This window comes from Natrinema sp. HArc-T2, assembly GCF_041821085.1.
In the GTDB taxonomy this organism is placed as follows: Archaea; Halobacteriota; Halobacteria; order Halobacteriales; family Natrialbaceae; genus Natrinema.
On record NZ_JBGUAZ010000002.1, the window covers coordinates 528,757 to 550,219 of the forward strand.

At 64.5% G+C, this 21,463-nt stretch carries 22 protein-coding genes; 12 read left to right on the forward strand and 10 right to left on the reverse strand.

Features of this window, described 5'->3' with window-relative positions:
- Nucleotides 1-51 precede the first annotated feature (51 nt).
- Nucleotides 52-864, forward strand: a complete 813-nt coding sequence (locus ACERI1_RS07125; protein WP_373617385.1) for a lysostaphin resistance A-like protein — start codon at nucleotides 52-54, stop codon at nucleotides 862-864.
- Between the two features lie 61 nt (nucleotides 865-925).
- Nucleotides 926-1,453, forward strand: a complete 528-nt coding sequence (gene hjc / locus ACERI1_RS07130) for a Holliday junction resolvase Hjc (RefSeq protein ID WP_373617386.1) — start codon at nucleotides 926-928, stop codon at nucleotides 1,451-1,453.
- Nucleotides 1,454-1,480: 27 nt separating this feature from the next.
- Here the strand turns inward: hjc and ACERI1_RS07135 are convergent, their stop codons facing one another.
- Nucleotides 1,481-2,101 carry an SWIM zinc finger family protein gene (locus ACERI1_RS07135; protein ID WP_373617388.1) on the reverse strand — a complete coding sequence of 207 codons (621 nt, stop codon included), beginning with the start codon at nucleotides 2,099-2,101 and terminating at the stop codon, nucleotides 1,481-1,483.
- Nucleotides 2,102-2,298: 197 nt separating this feature from the next.
- On the opposite strand from ACERI1_RS07135, the gene ACERI1_RS07140 reads away from it, so the two are divergent.
- Nucleotides 2,299-2,553 carry a hypothetical protein gene (locus tag ACERI1_RS07140; protein ID WP_373617389.1) on the forward strand — a complete coding sequence of 85 codons (255 nt, stop codon included), beginning with the start codon at nucleotides 2,299-2,301 and terminating at the stop codon, nucleotides 2,551-2,553.
- 202 nt (nucleotides 2,554-2,755) lie between these two features.
- On the opposite strand, the gene priL is transcribed toward ACERI1_RS07140, so the two are convergent.
- Nucleotides 2,756-3,838 carry a DNA primase regulatory subunit PriL gene (gene priL / locus ACERI1_RS07145; protein WP_373617391.1) on the reverse strand — a complete coding sequence of 361 codons (1,083 nt, stop codon included), beginning with the start codon at nucleotides 3,836-3,838 and terminating at the stop codon, nucleotides 2,756-2,758.
- A 134-nt stretch (nucleotides 3,839-3,972) separates the two neighbouring features.
- Here priL and ACERI1_RS07150 point away from each other — a divergent pair, with 134 nt between their 5' ends.
- Nucleotides 3,973-4,842 (forward strand): alpha/beta fold hydrolase, encoded by an 870-nt coding sequence (locus tag ACERI1_RS07150; RefSeq protein ID WP_373617392.1) that lies wholly within the window; start codon nucleotides 3,973-3,975, stop codon nucleotides 4,840-4,842.
- Nucleotides 4,843-4,991: 149 nt separating this feature from the next.
- Here ACERI1_RS07150 and ACERI1_RS07155 read toward each other — a convergent pair whose 3' ends face one another.
- A complete protein-coding gene (locus ACERI1_RS07155) occupies nucleotides 4,992-5,297 on the reverse strand; it encodes a HalOD1 output domain-containing protein (RefSeq protein ID WP_373617393.1) in 306 nt (101 codons plus the stop codon).
- 239 nt (nucleotides 5,298-5,536) lie between these two features.
- Nucleotides 5,537-6,280 (reverse strand): DNA polymerase sliding clamp, encoded by a 744-nt coding sequence (locus ACERI1_RS07160; RefSeq protein WP_138783192.1) that lies wholly within the window; start codon nucleotides 6,278-6,280, stop codon nucleotides 5,537-5,539.
- A gap of 238 nt (nucleotides 6,281-6,518) precedes the next feature.
- Here ACERI1_RS07160 and ACERI1_RS07165 point away from each other — a divergent pair, with 238 nt between their 5' ends.
- On the forward strand, nucleotides 6,519-7,490 hold the full coding sequence (locus ACERI1_RS07165) for an asparaginase (RefSeq protein WP_373617394.1): 972 nt from the start codon (nucleotides 6,519-6,521) through the stop codon (nucleotides 7,488-7,490).
- A gap of 21 nt (nucleotides 7,491-7,511) precedes the next feature.
- Here ACERI1_RS07165 and ACERI1_RS07170 read toward each other — a convergent pair whose 3' ends face one another.
- Nucleotides 7,512-8,411 carry a polysaccharide deacetylase gene (locus tag ACERI1_RS07170; protein ID WP_373617395.1) on the reverse strand — a complete coding sequence of 300 codons (900 nt, stop codon included), beginning with the start codon at nucleotides 8,409-8,411 and terminating at the stop codon, nucleotides 7,512-7,514.
- Nucleotides 8,412-8,630: 219 nt separating this feature from the next.
- On the opposite strand from ACERI1_RS07170, the gene ACERI1_RS07175 reads away from it, so the two are divergent.
- Entirely contained in the window at nucleotides 8,631-9,407 is a 777-nt protein-coding gene (locus tag ACERI1_RS07175; RefSeq protein WP_373617396.1) for a 23S rRNA (uridine(2552)-2'-O)-methyltransferase, read from the forward strand.
- On the opposite strand, the gene ACERI1_RS07180 is transcribed toward ACERI1_RS07175, so the two are convergent.
- On the reverse strand, nucleotides 9,408-9,584 hold the full coding sequence (locus tag ACERI1_RS07180) for a hypothetical protein (RefSeq protein ID WP_008013290.1): 177 nt from the start codon (nucleotides 9,582-9,584) through the stop codon (nucleotides 9,408-9,410).
- Between the two features lie 60 nt (nucleotides 9,585-9,644).
- Entirely contained in the window at nucleotides 9,645-11,981 is a 2,337-nt protein-coding gene (locus ACERI1_RS07185; protein ID WP_373617397.1) for a twin-arginine translocase subunit TatC, read from the reverse strand.
- 140 nt (nucleotides 11,982-12,121) lie between these two features.
- On the opposite strand from ACERI1_RS07185, the gene ACERI1_RS07190 reads away from it, so the two are divergent.
- The 3 genes from ACERI1_RS07190 to ACERI1_RS07200 all read left to right on the forward strand — a co-directional run bounded on the left by ACERI1_RS07190 (nucleotide 12,122) and on the right by ACERI1_RS07200 (nucleotide 15,662).
- A complete protein-coding gene (locus tag ACERI1_RS07190; RefSeq protein ID WP_373617398.1) occupies nucleotides 12,122-13,048 on the forward strand; it encodes a twin-arginine translocase subunit TatC in 927 nt (308 codons plus the stop codon).
- 170 nt (nucleotides 13,049-13,218) lie between these two features.
- Nucleotides 13,219-15,324 (forward strand): assimilatory nitrate reductase NasA, encoded by a 2,106-nt coding sequence (nasA, locus tag ACERI1_RS07195; RefSeq protein ID WP_373617399.1) that lies wholly within the window; start codon nucleotides 13,219-13,221, stop codon nucleotides 15,322-15,324.
- Between the two features lie 53 nt (nucleotides 15,325-15,377).
- Nucleotides 15,378-15,662 carry an amphi-Trp domain-containing protein gene (locus ACERI1_RS07200; protein WP_373617400.1) on the forward strand — a complete coding sequence of 95 codons (285 nt, stop codon included), beginning with the start codon at nucleotides 15,378-15,380 and terminating at the stop codon, nucleotides 15,660-15,662.
- Here ACERI1_RS07200 and ACERI1_RS07205 read toward each other — a convergent pair whose 3' ends face one another.
- Together ACERI1_RS07205 and larE are read right to left on the reverse strand one after the other, a co-directional pair.
- Complete coding sequence (locus ACERI1_RS07205; RefSeq protein ID WP_373617401.1) at nucleotides 15,663-16,019, reverse strand: hypothetical protein; 357 nt, start codon at nucleotides 16,017-16,019, stop codon at nucleotides 15,663-15,665. It lies immediately after the preceding gene.
- A 217-nt stretch (nucleotides 16,020-16,236) separates the two neighbouring features.
- Nucleotides 16,237-17,082, reverse strand: coding sequence for an ATP-dependent sacrificial sulfur transferase LarE (larE, locus tag ACERI1_RS07210; RefSeq protein ID WP_373617402.1), 846 nt, complete (start codon nucleotides 17,080-17,082; stop codon nucleotides 16,237-16,239).
- A gap of 156 nt (nucleotides 17,083-17,238) precedes the next feature.
- Between larE and ACERI1_RS07215 the strand changes: the two genes are divergently transcribed.
- Both ACERI1_RS07215 and ACERI1_RS07220 read left to right on the forward strand, forming a co-directional pair.
- The gene (locus ACERI1_RS07215) at nucleotides 17,239-17,799 is read left to right on the forward strand and encodes a hypothetical protein (RefSeq protein ID WP_373617403.1); all 561 of its coding nucleotides are present in this window, start codon (nucleotides 17,239-17,241) and stop codon (nucleotides 17,797-17,799) included.
- Between the two features lie 35 nt (nucleotides 17,800-17,834).
- Nucleotides 17,835-18,230 carry a hypothetical protein gene (locus ACERI1_RS07220; RefSeq protein WP_373617404.1) on the forward strand — a complete coding sequence of 132 codons (396 nt, stop codon included), beginning with the start codon at nucleotides 17,835-17,837 and terminating at the stop codon, nucleotides 18,228-18,230.
- A 6-nt stretch (nucleotides 18,231-18,236) separates the two neighbouring features.
- On the opposite strand, the gene ACERI1_RS07225 is transcribed toward ACERI1_RS07220, so the two are convergent.
- Complete coding sequence (locus ACERI1_RS07225; RefSeq protein WP_373617405.1) at nucleotides 18,237-19,196, reverse strand: DUF368 domain-containing protein; 960 nt, start codon at nucleotides 19,194-19,196, stop codon at nucleotides 18,237-18,239.
- A 242-nt stretch (nucleotides 19,197-19,438) separates the two neighbouring features.
- Here ACERI1_RS07225 and ACERI1_RS07230 point away from each other — a divergent pair, with 242 nt between their 5' ends.
- A complete protein-coding gene (locus ACERI1_RS07230) occupies nucleotides 19,439-21,424 on the forward strand; it encodes a helix-hairpin-helix domain-containing protein (protein ID WP_373617407.1) in 1,986 nt (661 codons plus the stop codon).
- The last annotated feature ends 39 nt before the right edge of the window (nucleotides 21,425-21,463 follow it).

Genomic DNA, 21,463 nt, shown 5'->3' on the forward strand with positions numbered 1-21,463 from the left:
TCCGTATCAGAGAGAGGAACGCCCAAGGGCCCAGTCGCCCTATCCCCTGCTATGGAAACGCCCTCACGCCGTCGCGATGGTCCAGTTCGGACGACGCTCGTCGCGATCGGGCTGGCAGCGTTCGGGATTCTCGCCAGCCAGTTTACGGTCCTTCCCGCGTTCGTGCTCGAGCCGGCGCTGGTCACGGCACCGGCGGAGGCCTCGCTCGTGAGCCGAACGGTCTTGCTGATCCTGAACTTCCTCGGGTTCGTCCTCGCCGGTGCGCTGTATCTGGCTGCGACCGACCGCGGGTGGTCGTACGTCGACCTCCGGTGGCCGACGAAACGCGGCTGGCTCTATGTCCTCGCCGGTATCCTCGGTAGCTTCGTCTTTTATATCCTCGTTAGCCTGGTGGTGCAAGCACTCGCCTTGCCGTCCGCGGAGAACCAAGTCTCGATGTACATCGGGAACGATCAGACGATGGTCCTGATCATGATCGGGATCGTCTTCTTCTTCAACGCGCCGGCTGAGGAGTTCCTCTTCCGGAACATCGTCCAGAAACGCCTCTATGCGGCGTTTGACCGACTCACCGCGGTCGTCGTGGCCAGCGCGATCTTCGCGCTGATCCACATCATGTCGTATGCGTTCTTCTCGGACTCGCTGCTTGCGACCCTCGTTCCGGTCATGGTCGTCTTCGGGGGCTCGATTATCTTCGGCCTGCTGTATGCGAAAACCGACAACCTCGTCGTCCCGATCGCCGCCCACGCCGCGTTCAACGCCATCCAGTTCGGCTTGCTGTATCTCGCCCTCGAGTACGACCTCGAGACTGCCGATCCGTCGTCGATGTCGCTGCTGGTCGACGTCGTAGCGACCCTCCCACTCTAATCTCCTGTCTGGCCGTCCCGTCGTCCGGTCTTTTATTGTCTCCCGCGGGTGAGAGGGTTGTATGTCTCATGCGAAGGGCGACCGCCGCGAACGCGAACTCGTCAACGCGCTCGACGAGGCCGGCTTCGCGGTGATGCGTGCGCCCGCCAGCGGCGCGGCGACCGACCGCGAACTTCCCGACGTGCTCGCCGGTGACGGTGAGCAGTTCTACGCCATCGAGGCGAAATCGAGCGCGGGCGACCCCATCTACCTCACCGGCGAAGAGGTCGAAGCGCTCATCTACTTCGCCCAAAACTTCGGCGCGAAACCCCGGATCGGCGTCCGCTTCGACCGCGAGGACTGGTATTTCTTCCACCCCGGCGACCTCTACGTGACCGACGGCGGCAACTACCGGGTTAAAAAGGAGACGGCCCTGGCCGAGGGGACTGACTTCCCCGAGTTTACTGGCCAATCCGAGAAGGTCACGCTGGCGGAAGCTGCCGCCGATGGCAGTGTCGACGACGCTCCGGATGAGGAGATCCTGCGTGTGCTCAACGCCGTCGAACAGGGCGTGATGGATGTCGAGGAAGCTGCGGAACTGCTCGAGTAACGCCGTAGAGAACGATATATTCGGACGCTACGCTTTCTCGAGGCGCGTTCGCGGGAAGACGTAGACCTTCAGTGACGCGGGAACGACGCCGTTCGATGCGACGGTGGCGTGGGGGTAGACCGCACCCACGACGGGCACGTCAGGATCGTAGCCGTCGTTCGTCGCATACTCGGCGACGGTACAGTCTGCGGCCCCGATTTCCACGGCGTCGGCTCGCAACTCCGAGACGTCGACGACGGTGAGTCGGTCTCCGGTCTCTCGGTCGACGACGGTGTCGCCCGGATAGATCGTATGGTCGTCGCAGTAAAACGGCGCGGCTGCGTCCTCGTCGACGAAGAACGGTTCGCCACAGTCGTGACAGCCGACTGCGATCTCGCCTGGCGGTGGCGTCCGCCCAGCCGTGATCTCGAGTGCGACCCGGCGAACGTGCTTGCATCGGGTGTTGCGGAAGACGTGATCCGGACAGGTACACCGGCTCGCCTCGAGATCGACGAGGTAGGTGTGGTCGCTTGCGGATTCGACCTCGTAGAGACCGTCGCCGAGTGGCAACACCGACATCGGTTCGGTGTGTGCCCGGCGCGATCGCTCCGGGAGGCGGGCTGTGCGTGGGACTGGAAGCGGTGCTTTCGGTGACGCTGTTGTTTTCATGGATGCGTCGGAATGGAATCGGTGGTCGGCTGGCTATTCGACGTTTATAGGGAACTGACGGGCATAACCACCGTGCCTGCATGCCCATGGTCGGCGTTTATACGTGACCGACGACAGAACGCAGGGTATTATCGTCCGATCGCCGTCCGAGAACCCCTTCGAAGCGCTTTTGACCGGGCCGGCGAAATCGCTCGGCAATGGTCGAACGCGAATCGGTTATCGAAATCGTCGTCTCCGTTGGTGCCGTCGTCGCGATGCTGGCGGCCATGTTCGCTATCGGGTCGTCCTACGGCGCCGCAAACAGCACGCTCTCGCCCGAGGGCGGCCAGATGCTCGTCTGGGTGATCGTCGGGTTCATTCTGGTGATGACCGCTGTCGGGGTCGCCCTGGCCTACCTGCTGAACCAGCCCGATGACGGCCTCGAGACCGACGGCGGCAACGTCAGTGCCTAAAGCGACACGACAGTAGCCACTGACCGTCACTGTACCCCCGATCGCACGACGGGTGCGCAGGTCGGAACGAGTCCCGAACCGCCCTGCAGATGCCTCAGAAATTCGTGACAGCAGACCGTCTCATACGGGCTGCTGTCACTGTTTACCGGTGCAACCGCGACCGTCCTGTGGTTGCACCGGCAATGATTTACAGAAGTCCATCTCAGTCTCCGCTTGCGGACTGTTCGTCCTCTCGTTCCCGCCAGTCCTCGAGTTCCTCGTCGTCGGCCTCGTCGATCCGGTTTTCGTAGTAGGCCATCGGATGCGGAATCCGTTCACAGAGGTCGTCTTTGTTCACGCAGTCGCCGTACGACTGCATCGTCGAACAGGCCGGTGCCGAGTACTCCGTCGGCGAGCTATCGCCGCGGATGTGGTCGGTCTGATAGCGCGTCATCTCCTCACCGAACGACGAGTTGACCCGGTAGAGGTCGACGATCTCGTCGGTCGACATCCCGATACTCGTCAGGAAGGCAGTGATCGCAAAGCGAGAGTGATGGGGTAAGTGTTCGCCTTTCTGGACCTGATCGAGCAGGGCCTTCATACACGGCGGGAAGAGATCGGGTACGACAGTGTCGATGTCCTGCGTGAGATCGAGTTCCGCCAAGGCCGCACGGATCTCGGCGGCGTCGTCCTCGAGCGCACTCGCGATCGCGTCGGGCACGTCGAAGGGGAGGCCATCCTCGATCCGGCTCCGGATCGCCTCCCGGAGCAGCGCGAGCAGTTCGTCTTCATCGACGGGCACTTCGCCGCTGTCCAGCGGTCGGTTGACGAGCCGCCACTCGTCTTCCCACATGTCTTCGGCCAGCGGCAGGTAGGTGCCGACGTCGATACGATAACCATCGCCGGTCGTCTCGCGGACGTCGTCTTGCAGGTCGAATTCCGTCAGGAGCTCCGTGAGCTCGAGCCCTGTTGACGCGACACTTTTCAGTTCGGTGGTGTCGGCCATGTCGGCGGTAAAGCGGTCGTAGGCCGTCGCAGCCTCCCCGCGGGCGTACTTGCGGACGAGCACGCGCTCGCCGACCAGTGAGACGAGCACCCGCGCGACGGGATAGGAGAGCAATTCGACGCGGGGATCGCGGGCCGGTTCGCCGACGGTGCCCTCTTCGAGCGCGGTAATAACACGTTGGCGCGCGCGGTCGACGACCGCCCGGTCTTGCTCGACGACGGTCGCGAGATCGACCGCTTCCGTCGCGACGGACTCGCGAGCGGCTGCGAGAAACGGGTACCGGGCGTGAAGTCGCTGCATCGGTAAAACGAAATTACTCCGGCGGGATAAGCGCGCTGATTATCGTAATCACGGTTTATATTCAGGTCGGCTCGCTGCTGCGAGCGCGGCGCTCGAGGATCGATTTCAAGAGTGTTCGACACGTCCCCTCGAGTATGCCACAGGCGACGAGAGATGGTGTGTCGATCTACTACGAGCGCGACGACAGCGACGGTGATGGAACCGCGCCCGTCGTCTTCGTTCAGGGGCTGGGCTTTGGGCGGTGGATGTGGCGGTGGCAACGCGAGGCTGTCGCCGATCACTACGACGTGATCGCGCCCGATAACCGGGGGACTGGCCGCTCCGATGTCGGCTTGCCGCCACTCGTCCCGCGGCTGCCGGGGATGCTCCGCGGACTCGTCTTGCTCAAACTGGCGGGCTATTCGATGGACGGACTCGCAGCCGATCTCGAGGCTGTCCTCGACGATGCGGGGATCTACAACGCCCACATCGTCGGTGCGAGCATGGGCGGGATGATCGCCCAGCGCTACGCCGTTGAGTACACCCGGGCGAAATCACTGACGCTGTGTTGTACGTCCCACGGCGGCCCTGACGCCGCGCCGGTGCCCGAAGAAACCCAGGCACACATGTTCGAGACGCCCGATGGGGCAAGCGAGCGAGAGACCATTCGCCACCGCATGCGTCCCGCGTTCACCGAGCGCTTTACCAACCGGAACCCTCACCTGATGGATCAGATAATCGAGTGGCGACTCGAGCAAGACGCCGGTGACCCGGCTCGTGAAGCCCAAGGCGCGGCTGTGCAGGGCTTCGATGTCAGCGACCGTCTCGGGCGCGTCCGTGTCCCGACGCTGATCCTCCACGGGACTGACGACCGGGTCGTCCCCGTCGAGAACGCGCGCCTGCTCGAGGAAAAACTGCCGAACAGCCGACTCGACCTCATCGAGGGCGGCTCCCACCTCTGCTTCATCGAGGATGATGATCTGGTCAACGAGTACCTCTTGGCGTTTCTCGACGAGCAGGACTAATTCTGTCTGATAAAACGGATTACACATCGATCGCATTCGAAACACTGTCGCCGGCGGCGACAGGCGTCAAGACACGATCGGGTGTTCACGGACTGTTGTCCGACAGTATAAGCGATGCGGCAGGATCGCTGGCGGTATCGACGAGCCGATCAACTGGCCGCGGTGGCGTCTTCGATCTGGATTCGACCGTCGCTTCGGACGCCAACGGCGAACCCCTCGTAGGTGAACCAGACCAGATGGACGCTGTCGGTGGATTTTCTGTGTGCGTGTTCGACCAGCTCGTTGAGCGCACCCGGGTCGATGGCATCGTACAGCGGCGACAGCTCGGTCGGATCCCGCTCGAGCCGTGCGGCGACTGCGGTGACGATGGCCTCGCTCGGTCGACCATCCGCCGGATCGAACGCCGTGACGTACTGGTCCGTCGGCTCGTCCGTTGGATCGTTCGGGGAGGGCATAGTGCATCGGAGGGGATGTCACAGGGTAGTCACTCCCCTGTCCATATCGAAGTTTTAAGTATCGGGACCGACCGGAGATCGAAACCATGGCTCTCGGAACGCGTGTTCGGTTATCGACCCGATCGGCAGAACAGTCGACGACGGTCGTTCGATCGCTCAAATGGACGCCTGTCCGTCAGTGCCGGTGCGCCCGCGACCTGTCATGCGGGTACGCCGGGACCCAGTGACAGCAGACCGTCTCAGTCGCTCTGGATGCGCGGCGCGAGCATGTAGGTGACCTGTCCCTGTCCCTCCGCGAAGCCGAAGTAGATCTTGACGGGGAACTCCTCGCCGAGGTCGAGCGTGACCTCGGTATCGCCCGGGATTGCCTTGTTCATGTCCTTGAGATAGTCGAGCGAGAACAGCGAGTGAGCGGGGCCGACCTGCAGGTCGATCAGGTCCTCCTGGGTCAACTCGAGGTGGACGTCGTCGGTGTCGCCCTCCGCATTCACATAGAAGAACTCCTCGCCCTCGTCGACGCCCAGCGCGATGTGATCCGAGACCATGTCCGCCGCGGTCACCGAGCGGTTGACGTCTTTGCCTTCGAGGACGACCTCAGCGGGCAGGTCGAGGTCCGGAATGTCGGGCTCCTGGCGGATCGAGTCAGGGTCGATGAGCGCGAGTGTGTATTCGAGCCCGTCGATCTGGATGTGGAGCTTGCGGGTCTCCTCGTCGAGCTCGAGCTGGATGAGCTGGCCGGAGTCGGCCATGCCGGCGATGTCTTCCAGCCGCGAGAGGTCGACGCCGATCAGCCCGCCGTCTGCTTCATAGGACTCGAACGCAGCCGAATCGAGCGAGAGGTCGACCATCCCGACGTTCGCGGGGTCGACGGCCCGGATTTCGAGGCCGTCTGCCTCGAGGTGGATCTTGCACTCGTCGACCAGCACGCTGACCGAGTCGAGCGCGCTGGTGAGCGTTTCGGCGCTCACGATGGCCTTGAACATATAGCTCGGCGTACGGACGGTTGGCATAAAAAGGCACCCTTTACGGGTGACAGCGGGACCGCGGCGTGTCTGGAGCGATCGGCTGCTCGTCCGGAACCAGTCTGTCAGCCGATACGAATCGCGCCGGTCGCCCTCGAGCCACAGGAGACGATCGCATGGCGTCCAACGGGACGATCGGTACCGTCCGCGGCAGGCTGCGGTGTTTTGAGGATGGCGCTGGTAGCCCTTCGAACGACGTATGCACGTGACCGTACTCAGCACGGGCGGCACGATCGCGAGCACCGGCGGCGACGACGGTGCATCGCCGACCAAGCGAGGGAACGAACTCGTCAGCGCGGTCCCCGAGTTGGCGGACTATGCGGACATCGATGTCGAACAGGTCGCCCAGATTCCGAGCTTCGAGATGGACGCCGCAACGCTCGAGTCGATCGGCGACCGGGTTCGCGAACTCGACGAGGACGTGAGCGTCGACGCGGTCGTCATCACCCACGGCACGGATACGATCGAAGAGACGGCGTACTATCTCGATGTTACGATCCAGCCGGAGACACCGGTTTTCCTGACTGGCGCGCAACGCCGCCCGGACGAGTACAGCCCGGACGGGCCGTCGAACCTGCTCACGGCGTTTCGAGCCGCTGACGCGTTCGACACCCGCGGCCACGGTGGCGTTTTCGTGGCGTTCAACGAGACGATCCACGCCGCACGACGCGTCACGAAGACCCACACCTCGAAGCTCGAGACCTTCTGCTCCGTCGGAACGGGTCCGGTCGCCACCGTCGACCGGAACGGCGTTGCGATTCATCGGACACCGGAGAGCGAATCGACCCACGTTCCGGCCACCTCGCTCGCGGCGGCCGTCTACACGGTCACAAGCGCCAGCGGCGTCACGGGCGAGCTGCTCGAGGCGGCACTCGAGCGGGGCGCGGACGGCCTCGTCGTCGAAGGGACGGGCCTCGGAAACGCGACGAAAGAACTCGGAACCGCCGTCCGCGACGCGATCGGCGAGGGGGTGCCGGTCGTGGTCACGTCGCGCTGTCTCGAGGGCCGAACCGCGCCCGTCTACGGCGGGGTCGGTGGTGGCGACCGGCTTCGAGAGTACGGCGCGATCTTCGCGGGCGATTTGCCGGCACAGAAGGCCCGCATCAAACTGACGCTGGCGTTGGCCGCATACGATGACGAGGAGTCGATTCGGCGGACGTTCGCCGACTGATTGGCTGCCGTCCGATCACGTTCAGATGTAGTCGCCCTCGCTCTCGTATATCGATGGGTCGTCTTCGTACTTCTGGGCGATCGTCTCCAGCGTCTGGAACTCGGCGTTCTCGTGGCTCTCGACGTACTGAATGAACTCTTCTAAGTGTGCGATCATGTGGGGGAGCCCGTGGAGGTCCGGATGGATCGTGAACGTGTAGACGCCCGCGCCGCGGCGATTGTAGAGGAAGTCGAACTGCCGTTTGTAGTACTGTTCGTACATCATCTTCGGGTCCTTGTACCCGGCATGGTAGAGCGGCTGTTTGATGAACAGCATCGGGGGAATATCGTCACGGTACCAGCTGATCGGGATCTCGACCACGTCGGTCTCCTCGCCGTACTCGTAGGGTTCCATCCACGTCTCCGGGTCCTGATCGTACTGGATCGGCGTCCAGTCGTCGCCTTTCCGCATCCAGCCGGGTTCGAACTCGCGTTCCATCAGGCTGCTGTCGTACAGGAATCCGTGTTCCTCGACGAGTTCCGGCGTGTTCTCGCTGAACTCCCACCAGCTCGCACGGTGGCCGACCGGCTCCTCGCCGGTGACGTCCTCGATCAGGTCGATCGAGACCTCGAGGATCGCGTCTTCCTGCTCGCGCGAGAGGTCCGTCGGGTTCTCGTGGGAGTAGCCGTGGACACCGAGCTCGTGGCCAGCGGCCGCGACCGCTTCGATCTCGTCGCGGAACGTCTCGAGCGTGTGGCCCGGCACGTACCACGAGGTCGAGATGTCCTCGTCCTCGAACAGCTGCAGGAGACGTGGAATGCCCTCGTTTCCTGCCGAGAGCCCGCGTGACAGATCCGCTGGTGAGTCCGCACCGCCGTACGAGCCTAACCAGCCGGCGACACAGTCCGCGTCGACACCGATCGCGACGTCAATATCTCCCATGATAACACCGCTCCCGTATTCGACCTGCCGGCTAATAGTGATCCTCCCTGCCGGAGATATCGACCGATTCAATCCTCTGATGACACTCTCTCGAGCCGAACAGTGGCTCGAGGTGATCGACCCCAAGGCCTCGGTGTGGGGCCGGACACGTCTCCCCGGCCATCCGCCATGCTTACCCGCGGCGACTTCCTACGCCCGTACTAACTGACGAGAGTCTCTATGGCAGGCAAAGACCACTACTACAACAAGGCGAAACAGGAGGGGTACCGCTCACGAGCGGCCTACAAGCTCAAACAACTCGACGATCTCGAGGGTGTCTTCGACCGCGACGATACGGTTGTGGACCTCGGGGCCGCACCGGGTGGCTGGCTCGAGGTCGCCGCCGAGGAGGTCGGTCCGCAGGGGAACGTGATCGGCGTCGACTTCCAGCGGATCAAGGACTTCGAGGATCACGACAACGTCGAGACGCTCCGCGGGGACATGACCGAGGAGAAAACGCGTGACCGCGTCATCGACGCCGCCGGCGGCTCGGTCGATGCTGTCATTTCGGACATGGCACCGAATATGTCCGGCGAGTACTCGCTCGATCAGGCCCGCTCGCTGCACCTCGCGCGGCAGGCATTCGAGACCGCCCTCGAACTCCTCGACAGCGGCGGGGACTTCGTGGTGAAGGTCTTCGAAGGGCCGGACGTCGACGATTTCCGAGCCGACGTCGAGGAGGAGTTCCAGTACGTCCGCGCGACGTCTCCCAAAGCGAGCCGCGACGAGTCCTCCGAGATCTACCTCATCGGCAAGGGGCGGCTCACTGCGCCGGTGCGCCCGGGCGACGAACTCGAGGTCGAGATCGTCGATGTCGGCAGCGAGGGCGATGGTATCGCGTCGGTCGAGGGCTACCGGCTGTTCGTGCCGGGTGCAGAGGTTGGCGAGACCGTCGATGTCCGCGTCGAGGATATGAAACCGAACTTCGGGTTCGCACAGCGTCTCGACCGCGACTAATCACTCCTGGTTCTCGAGGCGGTCGTGGCGCTTGTCGATCTCGTCTAGGATGTCCAGATTCTTTCGAATCGAGGACCGAATCGCGTCGCTGCGGTTGACGAACTTCCCGTCGTCGCCGACGTGATCGTCTAAATCATCGAGGAGTTCCTGCGGGATTTCGACGCTGATCTTGGGCATCAGTTGGCAACCCGTTCGCACGGTTCCGACTTAAGGGTGGTTGGTCGCGTCGTCCACTCGTCACTCCGTGGTCGCCACCTCGGCGTCTTCGGCATCGGGGTCGACTGTTGGCCCGCCGCCACCGCCGAACAGCCGCCCGCCGCCGGTCAGCACGTAGAGGATGGCGAGGCCGATCAGGTAGGTGAGCGCGATCGGGAAGGCAACCAGAAACATCGTGAGTACGCCCTTCGGACTGGCGAAGGCGGCGAGAGCGAAGATCCCGACGACGATCGGTCGCCAGCGCTCGAGCATCGCGCGATAGCTGACGATGCCGCCCACGTGGAACAGCGCCATCGTGACGATGATGTTCAGCAGGAAGCCGATGCCGACAGTCGTGAAGATCACGAGCCAGAAGAAGTTCTTGATCCGATAGGAGATGACCATCCCGTTGCTGATCGCATCGGAGACCAGATACGAGATGATCGACGGTGCGATCCAGAAAAAGCCGAGGTAGGTGCCAACGGCAAAGCCGACGAGCAGGGAGCCACCCCAGACGACGAACGTGCGCCGGTCGCCGTAGACCAGTCCGCGCTCTTTGGCGGCCGGCCAGGCGTAGTACAGGATCAGCGGCAGGACGGCGACAGCTGCGAGCAGGGTCCCGAATTTCACCTCGAAGATCAGCACCTCGACGGGATGTAAGGCGATGACGATGTCCATCTGATTGATGAGTTCCTGCAGGGTCATCCCCTCGGGATCGACATCGTTGCGGACGGCGACTTCGTTGAGGACATCCTGTGGAACCCGACTGAGAAACAGGGCGAACACGTCCCGGAGCCCACCCGAATAGAGCCAGAAAAAGGTCCCGCCGGCGACGAGCATGAACAGGCCGACGATGTGGAACATCTTCGAGGAGAGACTACTGAGGATGAACATGATGTCGTAGCCGTAGCCGCCGATGTCGTCTTCGGTCGTCTCGTCCTCGGTAAAGGGATCGAGCATACCGGCGGCAGTACTCGCAAGTAGACTTTCGTCCTCGCCGGACTCGCTGGCTCCACTGCCTGCGTCGGCGCTGCCGGCACTGCCTGCAGACGTGGGGTCGCCGCCCTCGGCTGCGTCGAGCGAATCGAACCGATCGAGGATGGCCTGGGCTTTCTCCCGGTTGTCGTCGTACATCGCCTCCCGGGAGTACTCGAGCGCCTGGTCTTCGCTCATATTCTGGAAGACTGGCGTCGGGATGTCAGCGATGTCCTCGGCCGCGAGCGTCTCGAAGTCGATGTCCTCGTGGGTGTCGGCACGCCGAATGTCGTCTTCACGCGGATACACTGGGCCCTGGAGGACGCGAATCGTGTAGCCGAGCAGGACGACGAAGCCGACGGCGGCGGCGATGATCACCCCGACCGCGACGTCGCCGGCGAGGCCGTGTGTGTTCGCCGTCGTCTCGAGACCGAGCGGTCCCGTCGGTCGAATCAGGTCGGGGAGGGCGGGGAAGACCACCTCGTGGAGGTAGCCGAATGCGCCCTGGTTGACGGCGGCGGCGACGACGACTGCAATGGCAGCGAGAGCACCGCCGAACTGGAGGAGGCGTCGCTTGACGTGGTCGGTCCCCGTTCCTTCGGAGTTCGCCGCCCCGCGTCGGCGAACGTTGGAGACGACCTTCGAGAGACCGAGACTGAAGATATAGAGGATGATCATCGGCATCGCCCACATGATCTGTGTGAACGGATCCGGCGGCGAGAACACGGCCCCGAAGGCGGCGATGAGGACGAACGCGTGTCGCCACCGGTTACGGAACGTCTCGTAGGGAACGATCTCGGTGTAAGCCAGAATGCTCATCATGAGCGGCAACTGGGCGGCGAGTCCGAACGACAGCGTCAACAGCGCCATGAACTCGGTGAACTCGGTGATGCCGAAGCTCGGTTTGATACCGGCGCTGACGGCGTTCTTTGCGAGGAACGCGAACGCGAAGGGGAAGAAGACGCTGTAGGCGTAGACGATCCCGCCGACGAACAGCGACAGCGACAGCCCGACGAAGCCGGCGACGTACCCTTTCGAAATCGGCACGACGCTGTGGTAGCCACGCCGGCGAATCGCATCTCGGGAGAAAAAGAGCAATGCGGGAATCGCGACGATGATCCCCGTAATCATCCCGATCTTGGCCTGTAAGAGGATCACCTCGAACGGCGTCCGCGTGATGATGTCGGTCGAGTCGGCGACCGTCTGGCCCATCTGCTTTGTCGCGGTCGCCTCGAGGAAGTCCCAGATGACCATGCGAAGGGCATAGAAGGAGCCGATAAAGCCCACGAGAAACACGATGAACACCTTCTGGAGGTGTTGCTGGGCGCTCGAGAGGAGTGTGCCGACCGTTTCCCGGCCGGTGTTGATGGCGCGGGCGGTATCCTCGTCGAGGGCAGAACTCATTGGGTTGGGGTAACTGACATCCAGTTATCAACCTTTCGAGTGGATATGCGGGGGCGACGCCCGAGCGAACGACCTTCTCACTCTCGTCCGGTCACCGTAAGAAAAAGGCCTATAACCGGTGGCCTATCACTATCCCGTAGATGTCGGACGAGTCGGTGGATGACCGCGACCTCGAGGGTCTCCCAGAGCCACAGAACGGCTCCGACGAGCAGCAGCCACCGATCGCGGACGCCGCTGCCGCGGACTCACCGAACGTAGAGACCGACGGCGAAGGCGTCGTCGGCGATCACCCGTCTCCCGAGCCGACGTATCCAGACTCTGACGATGACATCGGTGGGGTCTCGACGCCGCCGGGCGACGAGGAGATGCCCCTGGCCGATCACATCGAGGAGATGGTGCTTCGGCTGGCAGTCGTATTGCTGTTCGGCGCCGGTGGGACGGCGATCGGCCTGTTGTGGGCCTCACAGGCCATCGAGTTCGTCTGGTTCTCTGTCTTCCCATCCGGCAGCAATGCGCCGCCACCACACGTCTACCAGCCCCTCGAGCTGTGGCTGACCCGGATCAAGGTCGCGTCGCTGCTCGGGATCATGGTCGCGCTGCCGGCGTTCGTCTACGAGTGTTACCTGTTCATGCGACCGGGGCTGTATCCAAACGAGCGCAAATATTATCTCGCGGCCGTGCCGACGAGCGTCGTGCTCGGGGCGGTTGGCATGCTGTTTTCGTACGTCCTCGTGTTACCGATCCTCTTTCAGTACTTCACCTACTACGCCGAGGACAGTGCGATCGTTGCCTACGCACTCGGCGAGACGTTCAATCTGGTCATCACGCTGATGGGCTTTCTCGCCATCGTCTTCCAGATTCCGCTCTTTATCATGCTCGCGATCATGATGGGCGTGACGACCCGTCGCTGGCTGGCTCAGAAGCGCCTGTACTTCTGGGCGGCGTTCGCGGGGCTGTCCTTTATGTTCACGCTCGATCCGACGGGGATGGCCCCGATTCTCGTGGCCGTCACCATGATCCTGCTGTTCGAGGGAACGCTGTTCATCCTGAAGTGGGTCGGACGATAGCCAATCGATGTCGTGTTCTCTCCTCGCGTGTCGGCACCAGACCGTCTCCGCATACTGTCGACCAACACGGCTCATCCATCGATCGAACGCGAGACACGATCGAGCCCGCACGGACTGTTGGCCGACCGTATCACTGACCTGTGTTTCTTCGATCGGCGGAGGTGGGTGCCGTGACTGACCACGTCCCGTCGACGTGTATGCGGTGTGCAGTCGGCTGTGGACTCCGCCAGCAGCCAGCCGACCAGGGGGACGGCCTCGAGGCCGTCAGCGGCGATCCCGCTCACCCGGTCAGCCGAGGATCGGCATGCCGTCGTGGCATCCGAGAGACCGCCGATCCGGACGGCGAGCGGCTGACCCGCCCGCTCGTTCGTGAGGACGGTGAACTCGTCGCGACGACCTGGGAGTCCGCACTCGAGCGCGCGGCCAACGGACTCGAAACCGCGCTCGCCCGGAGCAGCGACGCCGTCGCCGTACTGGGCAGCGGCCAGCAGACGACCGAGGCTGCCTACGCGCTGGGGAAACTCGCCCGCGGTGGCTTCGGCACGCGGTACTACGACGCCAACACGACGCTCTGTATGGCCTCGGCAGTGACTGCCTACTACGACGCCTTTGGCAGCGACGCACCGCCGCCGACCTACGATGACATTCCCGTGGCCAAGCGCCACATCGTCTGGGGTGCGAACCCGGCGGTCGCGCACCCAGTCCTGTTTCGCTGGATTCGTCAGTCTGCAGCCGAAGACGACTCCCGACTCATCGTTGTCGATCCCGTTCACAGCGAAACCGCCGCAGCTGCCGACTACCACGTCCCGCTCAAGCCCGGCAGCGATCTCGCACTCGCGCGGGCTGTCCTCGCTCGCGTCCTCGAGACCGACCGGGTTGACGAGGGCTTCGTGTCCCAGGCGACGACCGGGTTCGACACGCTCCGCGCGGACCTCCCCGACGCGGCTACAGCCGCCGAACGGGCGGGCGTCTCGATGACCGATGTCGACAAGTTAGCCGACGCGCTCGCTGTTCCGGCGCTTCTGTACTGGGGAATGGGAATCAACCAGAGTGTCAACGGGACCGCGACCGCGGGTGCGCTGATCGATCTGTGTCTCGCAACCGGCAACCTCCGACCGGGTTCGGGACCGTTCTCACTGACTGGCCAGGCAAACTCGATGGGAACCCGCGTCTGTTCAGCGAAGGGGACCTGGCCCGGCCACCGCCCGTTCGGCGATCCCGATCACCGCAGGACGGTTGCCGAGGCGTGGGACGTCTCGGTTTCTCGGCTGCCCGACGATCCGGGACCGGGGCCGGTCGGACTCGTCGACGCGATCGACGACGAGATCGACGCAGTCTACGCGGTCGCAACTAACCCCGTCGCGGGCATGCCCGACACGACGCGCGTCCGCGAGCAGCTTGCGGACGCGTTCCTCGTTGTTCAGGACGCCTTCCGCAGCGAGACGGTCGCATACGCCGATGTCGTCCTGCCTGCGGCGACGTGGGGCGAGACCGAGGGGACGACGATGTCGATGGACCGGACCGTCTCCCGGGTGCGGGCCGCGACGGAACCGCCGGGGGTGGCCCGAACGGACCTCGAGATCATCGGCTCCCTCGCTGCTCGCCTCGTTCCTGACCTGTTCGACAGCGCACTCGAGCCCGCCGCGGTCTTCGAGGAGTTCGCGGCGCTAACTGCCGACACGCCGGCCGACTGTTCGGGAATTAGTTACGAGCGCCTCGCGGCCGAGCGCGCGGTTCGCTGGCCGGCACCTGCGGCGGATGGCTCGGCTGGGTATCGATATTACACCAGTGGAGCGGCGGGCGAGTCGTGGACGTTCCCCATATCGTCCGGTCGCGTGCAGTTCTCGAGTGGCGAGGCGCGACCGCTGCCCGACCCACCTGACGATGCCTACCCGTTGACGCTGACGACCGCACGCCAGCCGGACGCGTACAACACTGGGGTGCGGTCCCGCGACGAGGTGGGGCCACCGACGGCGCGGCTCAGCCCGGCGACGGCAGCCGCGTTCGCGGACGGCCTCGAGCAGTCCACTGACGACCACGCTGACGACGGGCGGCTGGCACGCCTCGGTTCCCGGCGTGCTGCGGTCACCGTCCGCGTCGAACCAGACGCGGCGATCCCCGATGGCGTCGTCTGGCTGCCGATCCACCATCCGAGCGTCAACGCCCTCACGACAGCCGCCGTCGATCCACGGTCGAAGGAGCCGAACTTCAAACAGTGTGCGGTTCGCCTCGAGCCGCCCCAACCGGACCGCGAGAGCCGTCTCGACGGACCCTGACCGCTGCCGTTTTCGAGCGTGTATTTATCAACTGTCGGAACGTACTGGGATGTATGCCAGAAGAAGTGCTGTTCAAATCCGAAACCGACATGAACAGAAGCGAAATCGCGTCGTTACTCCGTCGCGTCGCGGACAACCTGGATGCCGGCGAGGCGATCACGCTCTCGGCTGGTTCCGACTCCGTCACGCTCGAGCCGCCGGCGCGGCCGACCTTCGAGGTCAAAGCCGAACGTGAAGGGCCCACCAACGCGCCCGGTGAACTGTCCATCGAGTTCGAACTCGAGTGGGACGAGGATGGCGGCGACGGCGGCACCGGCGGCGATCTGTCCATCGAGTAACTACCGGTGTTCGCGGGTGCGCTCGTAGGCGTACTCGAGTGCGTCCTCGAGCGAGCCGGGACCGTCGTACCTGGCCGAGAACAGATCCATGAACTGCTGTGCGATCCGATCACAGCGTCTGAACGTCAGGACGCGTCGCACTCGCATCGTTTCAGAGAGATCCAACCCCGGGTAGCTCGTTGCGGTCAACGCGTAGCCGGGGTGGTCCTCACCGTCGAGTGAAGCCGGCGCGACTTTGAGGCGGAGATCTCCTGATTCGTGGCGATACGTCCGATACTCCATCTCCCGGTCGGTATGCGTCGGGGTGTAGGTCCGAGAGTCTTCGGTGGTCCACTCGAGCGGCACGTCAGCGTCCATCGATCACTCCTACTGGTCCAAAAGCTACGTCCGTATCGCAACGTGCAATATTCCCGAACACAACGACTCTATGTTCACTATCTGCGAGTTCATGCCCCGAAATGTGGTTATATTTTGACCATGCGTCTATCCAAACCCCTTCGAGACGGACGATCGGCGAATCTCCGATCCCGTCCTCGAGGGGCGCCCGGTGGTCGCCGGGCCGATGGGTGCGGTGTCAGTCGTCGCTCGTCGACTCCGCCGTAGCCTCCTCGTCGCCCGCGGGGCTGACGCTGCCAGTCCGGTAGCCGTGGAGATCGAGCGTGACGTGGTCGAATCCCAACTGTGAGAGTTCCTCACGAACCGTCTCCGCGAACTCGCGGGTCAGTGCACGCTCGAGTTCCTCGGGCGCGACCTCGATCCGTGCGAGGCCGTCGTGGTCGCGGACGCGGAACTGGTCGAAGCCCCACTGTCGTAACAGGGCCTCGGCCCACTCGATCCGCGTGAGTCGATCGTCGGTGACTTCGAGCCCGGTCGGGATGCGCGATGAGAGACAGGCCATCGAGGGCTTGTCGGCGACCGAGAGGCCGTAGTGGGCGGCGATCTCGCGGACCTCCGCTTTCGTGATGTCGTGGGCCAGCAGCGGCGAGTGCACGTCGAGTTCGTCGACCGCCTGCAGGCCGGGTCGGTGGCCCGCACCCGGATCGTCGGCGTTGGTCCCGTCACAGACCGTTCCGATCCCGAGTTCACGGGCCGTCGCTTGCATCTCGCCGAGGCGCATCGTCCGACAGTGATAGCAGCGATCGTCGTCGTTTTCGACGAACGCCTCGCTCTCGAGTTCCGAGAAGGAGACGATCTCGTGGCGGATGCCGATCTCGTCGGCGACGCGTCTGGCGTCCTCGAGTTCGGCCTCGGGGAGGGTTTCGCTTTTCGCGGTGCAGGCGACGGCGTCGTCGCCGAGCGCGTCGTGGGCGAGTGCGGCCACCACGCTCGAGTCGACCCCGCCGGAGAAGGCCACGAGGACCCCCTCGCGGGCCGCGAGGTCGTCGCGGACGGCCTCGCGTTTCGCCTCGACCGATGTCATGGACCGTCGTTCGGGCCGCGCGGCCAAAAGGACGTTGTCACGACGCCGGGCGGTCCGAGCCCGCTCGCTCCAGCGACGCATCGCGAGCGGGGTGCAGTCAGCAGCGCGCCCGGCGGTTAAGGCGTCGTCCGGCATAGGGCTGGTACCGAGACGACTATGATTGTAGTAGATCGCCTCCGATCGATCGCCGAGACCGAGGGACATACCGAAGCCGCAGATAACCGTCCGCGTGAGGAACACGTCGCCGACGCCGTCGTCCGCGGGATTCAAGGCGGGTTCGTCGCGACGCTCATTATGACCGCTTTTCGCCTGCCGCTCTTGCGATCACTGCCCCCGTCGGCGAACTTCTGGTCGCAGTACGTCGCCGGCGGCGATCCAGACGACCACTCGGTTGCCGCCCTCGCCTTGCACCTGCTCTACGGGATCAGTTCGGGCGCGGTCTTCGGCGTGCTGTTCTCCCTGTACGACGCGGGTCGATCCATCGAGCCCGAACAGCGCGGCCTCGTCTGGGGGTCGATCTACGGCCTGGCCCTGTCTGCCTTCGGCGTACAGGTCGTGTTGCAAGGGCTGCTCGACATCCGCCTCGAGGCCGATGAACTCGCACTCTTCCACGCCGGCCACCTCGTCTACGGCCTCTCGCTGGGTGCCTGGGTCGGCTCCCGAACCGAGGGCGTCGAGGATCCCGAACGAGAGTACGAGTACGCTGGCGGCAACTGAGCGTCGTTCACCGTCGTCCGTGAAGCAGGCTCGAGGTGGCTGAACACGCAAGCCGGATGCCGATTGTCTACCGCCGCGTAGCCGCTGCCGTGACCGACTACTCGATGCATGAACCCGATGTTTCGGGGACGACGACCGAGGAATGGGACGAGCCACAACTCGAGGACTTCGACACCGATGATCTGAGCGAGGTTGCGGATCACTTCATTCTCTCGGCGTCGGGGTTCCTGCCGGAGAACTTCACCGACCTCAAACTTTCGGTGGTCGAGCCCGACAGCGACCTCAACAAGAACGCCTTGCAGACGGCCAAAAGCGGCGGCCACGGCATTGGCGCGATCGACGATATAGACGATGACAAACAGGACTCGGTCGAGGAGTTGATCGACGACCTCGCGAACGACCACTTCGAGGACGCCGATTTCGGCGACTGAGCGGCGTTACTCCGGATCGAAGCCGCCGACGAGGTACTCGAGGCCGAACAGAGCGATCACACCGACGCCCGCCCATGCGGCGGTTAGCGTTATCGTTCCCGTCGTCCACGCGTGCGTCGCGGCGATGTTGGTCAGGGGGGCGGGCACCGAGCCGGCGATGAGGCTCACGAGGAAGACGAGCGTGAGTTCGCGACGCCGGTCGAGGGCGATGCGGACGATGCGCGCGATGGTGACGAGGCCGGTGACACCGCCGATGACGAACAGTACCACGGTCGTTCCCGGATCGGTGACGGCCGCAAGCGAACCACCACCGGGGAGGTCGCCCAGTGCGTGGACGAACGCGCTCAGTTCCGACGAGAGGAAGACGTACTGGCCGAGTAAGATTAGAATCAGCGACCCTGAGATCCCCGGGAGGATCATCGCGCTGACCGCGATCGCACCCGCGAGGACGATCACCATCGGGCCGCTTCCGGGCAGCGAGACGATGTCGGCGGCGACCAGCAACGCGAGCCCGGTCCCCGTCACGGCGGCCGCGACGTGTGTCGGCGACGAAATCGACAGACTTCGACCGAGCGTGATCACCGAGGCAGCGATCAGGCCGGTAAAGAAGCCGAACATTGCGACTGGATGGGACTGAGCGAGATTGGAGACGGCGTCGGCGACGATGACGACCGCGGTGATGATGCCGACACCGAGCGGGAGCAAGAATCCCAGATCCAGCTCGAGCAGCGCTTCACGCGCCTTCGTCCGCTGGTCGGGATGGTAGCCCCGGAGCACGGCGGCCGCCCGCCAGGGTGTAAACGCGGTGACCGCGGCGATCAGTCGACCATAGAAGCCAAGCAACAGCGCGACGGTCCCGCCGGAGACGCCCGGGAGCGCGTCTGCCGTTCCCATACAGAGCCCGTAGCCGTAGGTCCGCAGCCACTCGAGGCGGTCGTCGACCGCGTCCGAACGCTCATACTCCATGCGTTCGGCTCGGTCGGTCCCGACGTACGTCCGTTTGCCGCCACTGTCTCCGATCGGGCCATTCGGGCTGCCGTTTCGGTTGCACGTCCGGACGATAGTCGCGTGTCCGTATAAATACTCGACACCGCTGTCAGCCCGTGCTACGTGGTGTGTCGACATAGAGCATATGAACTTGTCACGTCGATTCCGCCCGATCCGGGCGGGAACTTTTTCTCGCTCCGGTTTGATACGCACCTCGAGAGATGGACCTCGAGTCGATTCCGGGCGTCGGCGAGAAGACGGCCCGCGCGCTCGCTGCCCTCGACGACCCCGAGCGCGCGTTGCGGGCGGGCGACGTGGCGACGCTTGCGACCGCGCCGGGAATCACCCAGGGTCGGGCCGCCCGCATCGCACGAGGGGCGATCCGGCTCGAGCACGACGATCCGGGTGGGTTCCTCGCGACCGACCGCGCCCGCGAGATCTATCAGGAGGTCCTCGGCCTGCTCAAAAGCCGCACCGTCACCGACTACGCCGCCCAGCGCCTCGAGACGCTCTATCCCAGCCCGCGACGCTCGCGCATCGACGAGGTGCAGGCGTTCGCCCGCGAGGCCCTCGAACGTGAGCCTACCCCCGATGTCCTCGAGGCGCTCGCGGGGGTCGAACCCCTCCGGGAGCCGGGCGACGTGCGCGTCCGCGAGCGCTGTCTGGCGACGACCGACGCCGAATGCTACAGCGAGGCCCGCGAGGCGATCCCGGAACTCTCCGTCGAGGTCGTCGAGGACACACAGGGGCTGGCGGAACTTGCCCGCGGCTACGCGACGGTGATCGCCCTCGACGAATCCTTTGCCGGCGTCGCACTCGACGGGGACGTGCAGGTCCGACCCGACGCCCTCGAGAACCCGGCCGAGGTCGTCCCCGAGCGCCCGCTCGCCTTCTTCGCGCGCAATCGCGATCGGCTCCAAGCGGCTATCGCAGTCCATCGAGCCGCCGATCTCGAGGCCCCCTGCGATCTCGCGGCGCTCGAGGGCGGGCTCTCGCGGCTGACCGACGACGGCACGGTTGCGGGCGACGACGAACTCGACCGGCTGACGACGGCGGTCGACGATCTGGACGCGGCGGCGAGCGCGGCAGAAAGCGTCGCCAACGACCGGCTCCGGGAGGCGATCCGCGAACAGGACGTCACGATCGAGGGGTCAGACCTCCTGTCGCTGGTCGAGCGCGGGGCCGGCGTCGATTCCTTGCTCTCGCGGGAACTCGCGGACGAGTACGCCGACGCCGTCGCGGCGGCTCGCGAGCACCTCGTCGACGCGCTCGACCTCGAGGCCGGCGAGGCCGAGATCGCCCGCCGTGCGTTCGGCGACGAGCCGACGTTCCCGGTCGAACGCGACGAGGACACCGTCGGTCGGCTGCGCGAGGAGTTGACTGCGGCCAAGGAGCGCCGTGCGGGACGACTCAAACGCGAACTCGCGGCCGACCTGGCCGACCAGCGCGAGGGTGCCCGCCAACTCGTCCGCGACGCGCTCGAGCTAGATGTCGAACTCGCGATCGCCCGCTTCGCCGATGACTTCGACTGCGTGCTGCCCGCGTTCGTCGACCCGACCGACGCTGTCGGCTTCGACATCGAGGGTGGGCGCTCCCCACTGCTCGACGAACCGCTCGAGCGGATCGATCCCGTCGACTACGCGGTCTCGGGCGTTGCCTTGCTCTCGGGAGTCAACAGTGGCGGGAAGACCTCCACGCTGGATCTGGTCGCGAGCGTAGTCGTGCTGGCCCACATGGGTCTGCCCGTCCCAGCCGAGCAGGTGCGGTTGCGGCGGTTCGACGATCTGCACTACCATGCGAAGACTCAGGGAACGCTGGACGCGGGGGCCTTCGAGTCGACCGTCCGGGAGTTCGCCGACCTCGCGCAAGGCGGCGAGGGCTCGCTCGTGTTAGTCGACGAACTCGAGAGCATCACCGAGCCCGGGGCGTCGGCGAAGATCATCGCCGGCATTCTCGAGGCGCTGTCCGAGAACGGCGCGACCGCGGTGTTCGTCTCCCACCTCGCGGGCGAGATCCGCGAGATGGCCGCCTTCGACGTGACTGTCGACGGGATCGAGGCGGTTGGACTCGTGAATGGCGAACTCGAGGTGAACCGCTCGCCGGTCAAAGATCACTTGGCGCGGTCGACGCCAGAGCTGATCGTGGAGAAACTGGCGGGCGAACACGATAGCGCGTTCTACGGGGAACTCCTGGAAAAATTCGAGTAGGCGATCGATACGAGACCATGGCAATCGAACGTCTACGCG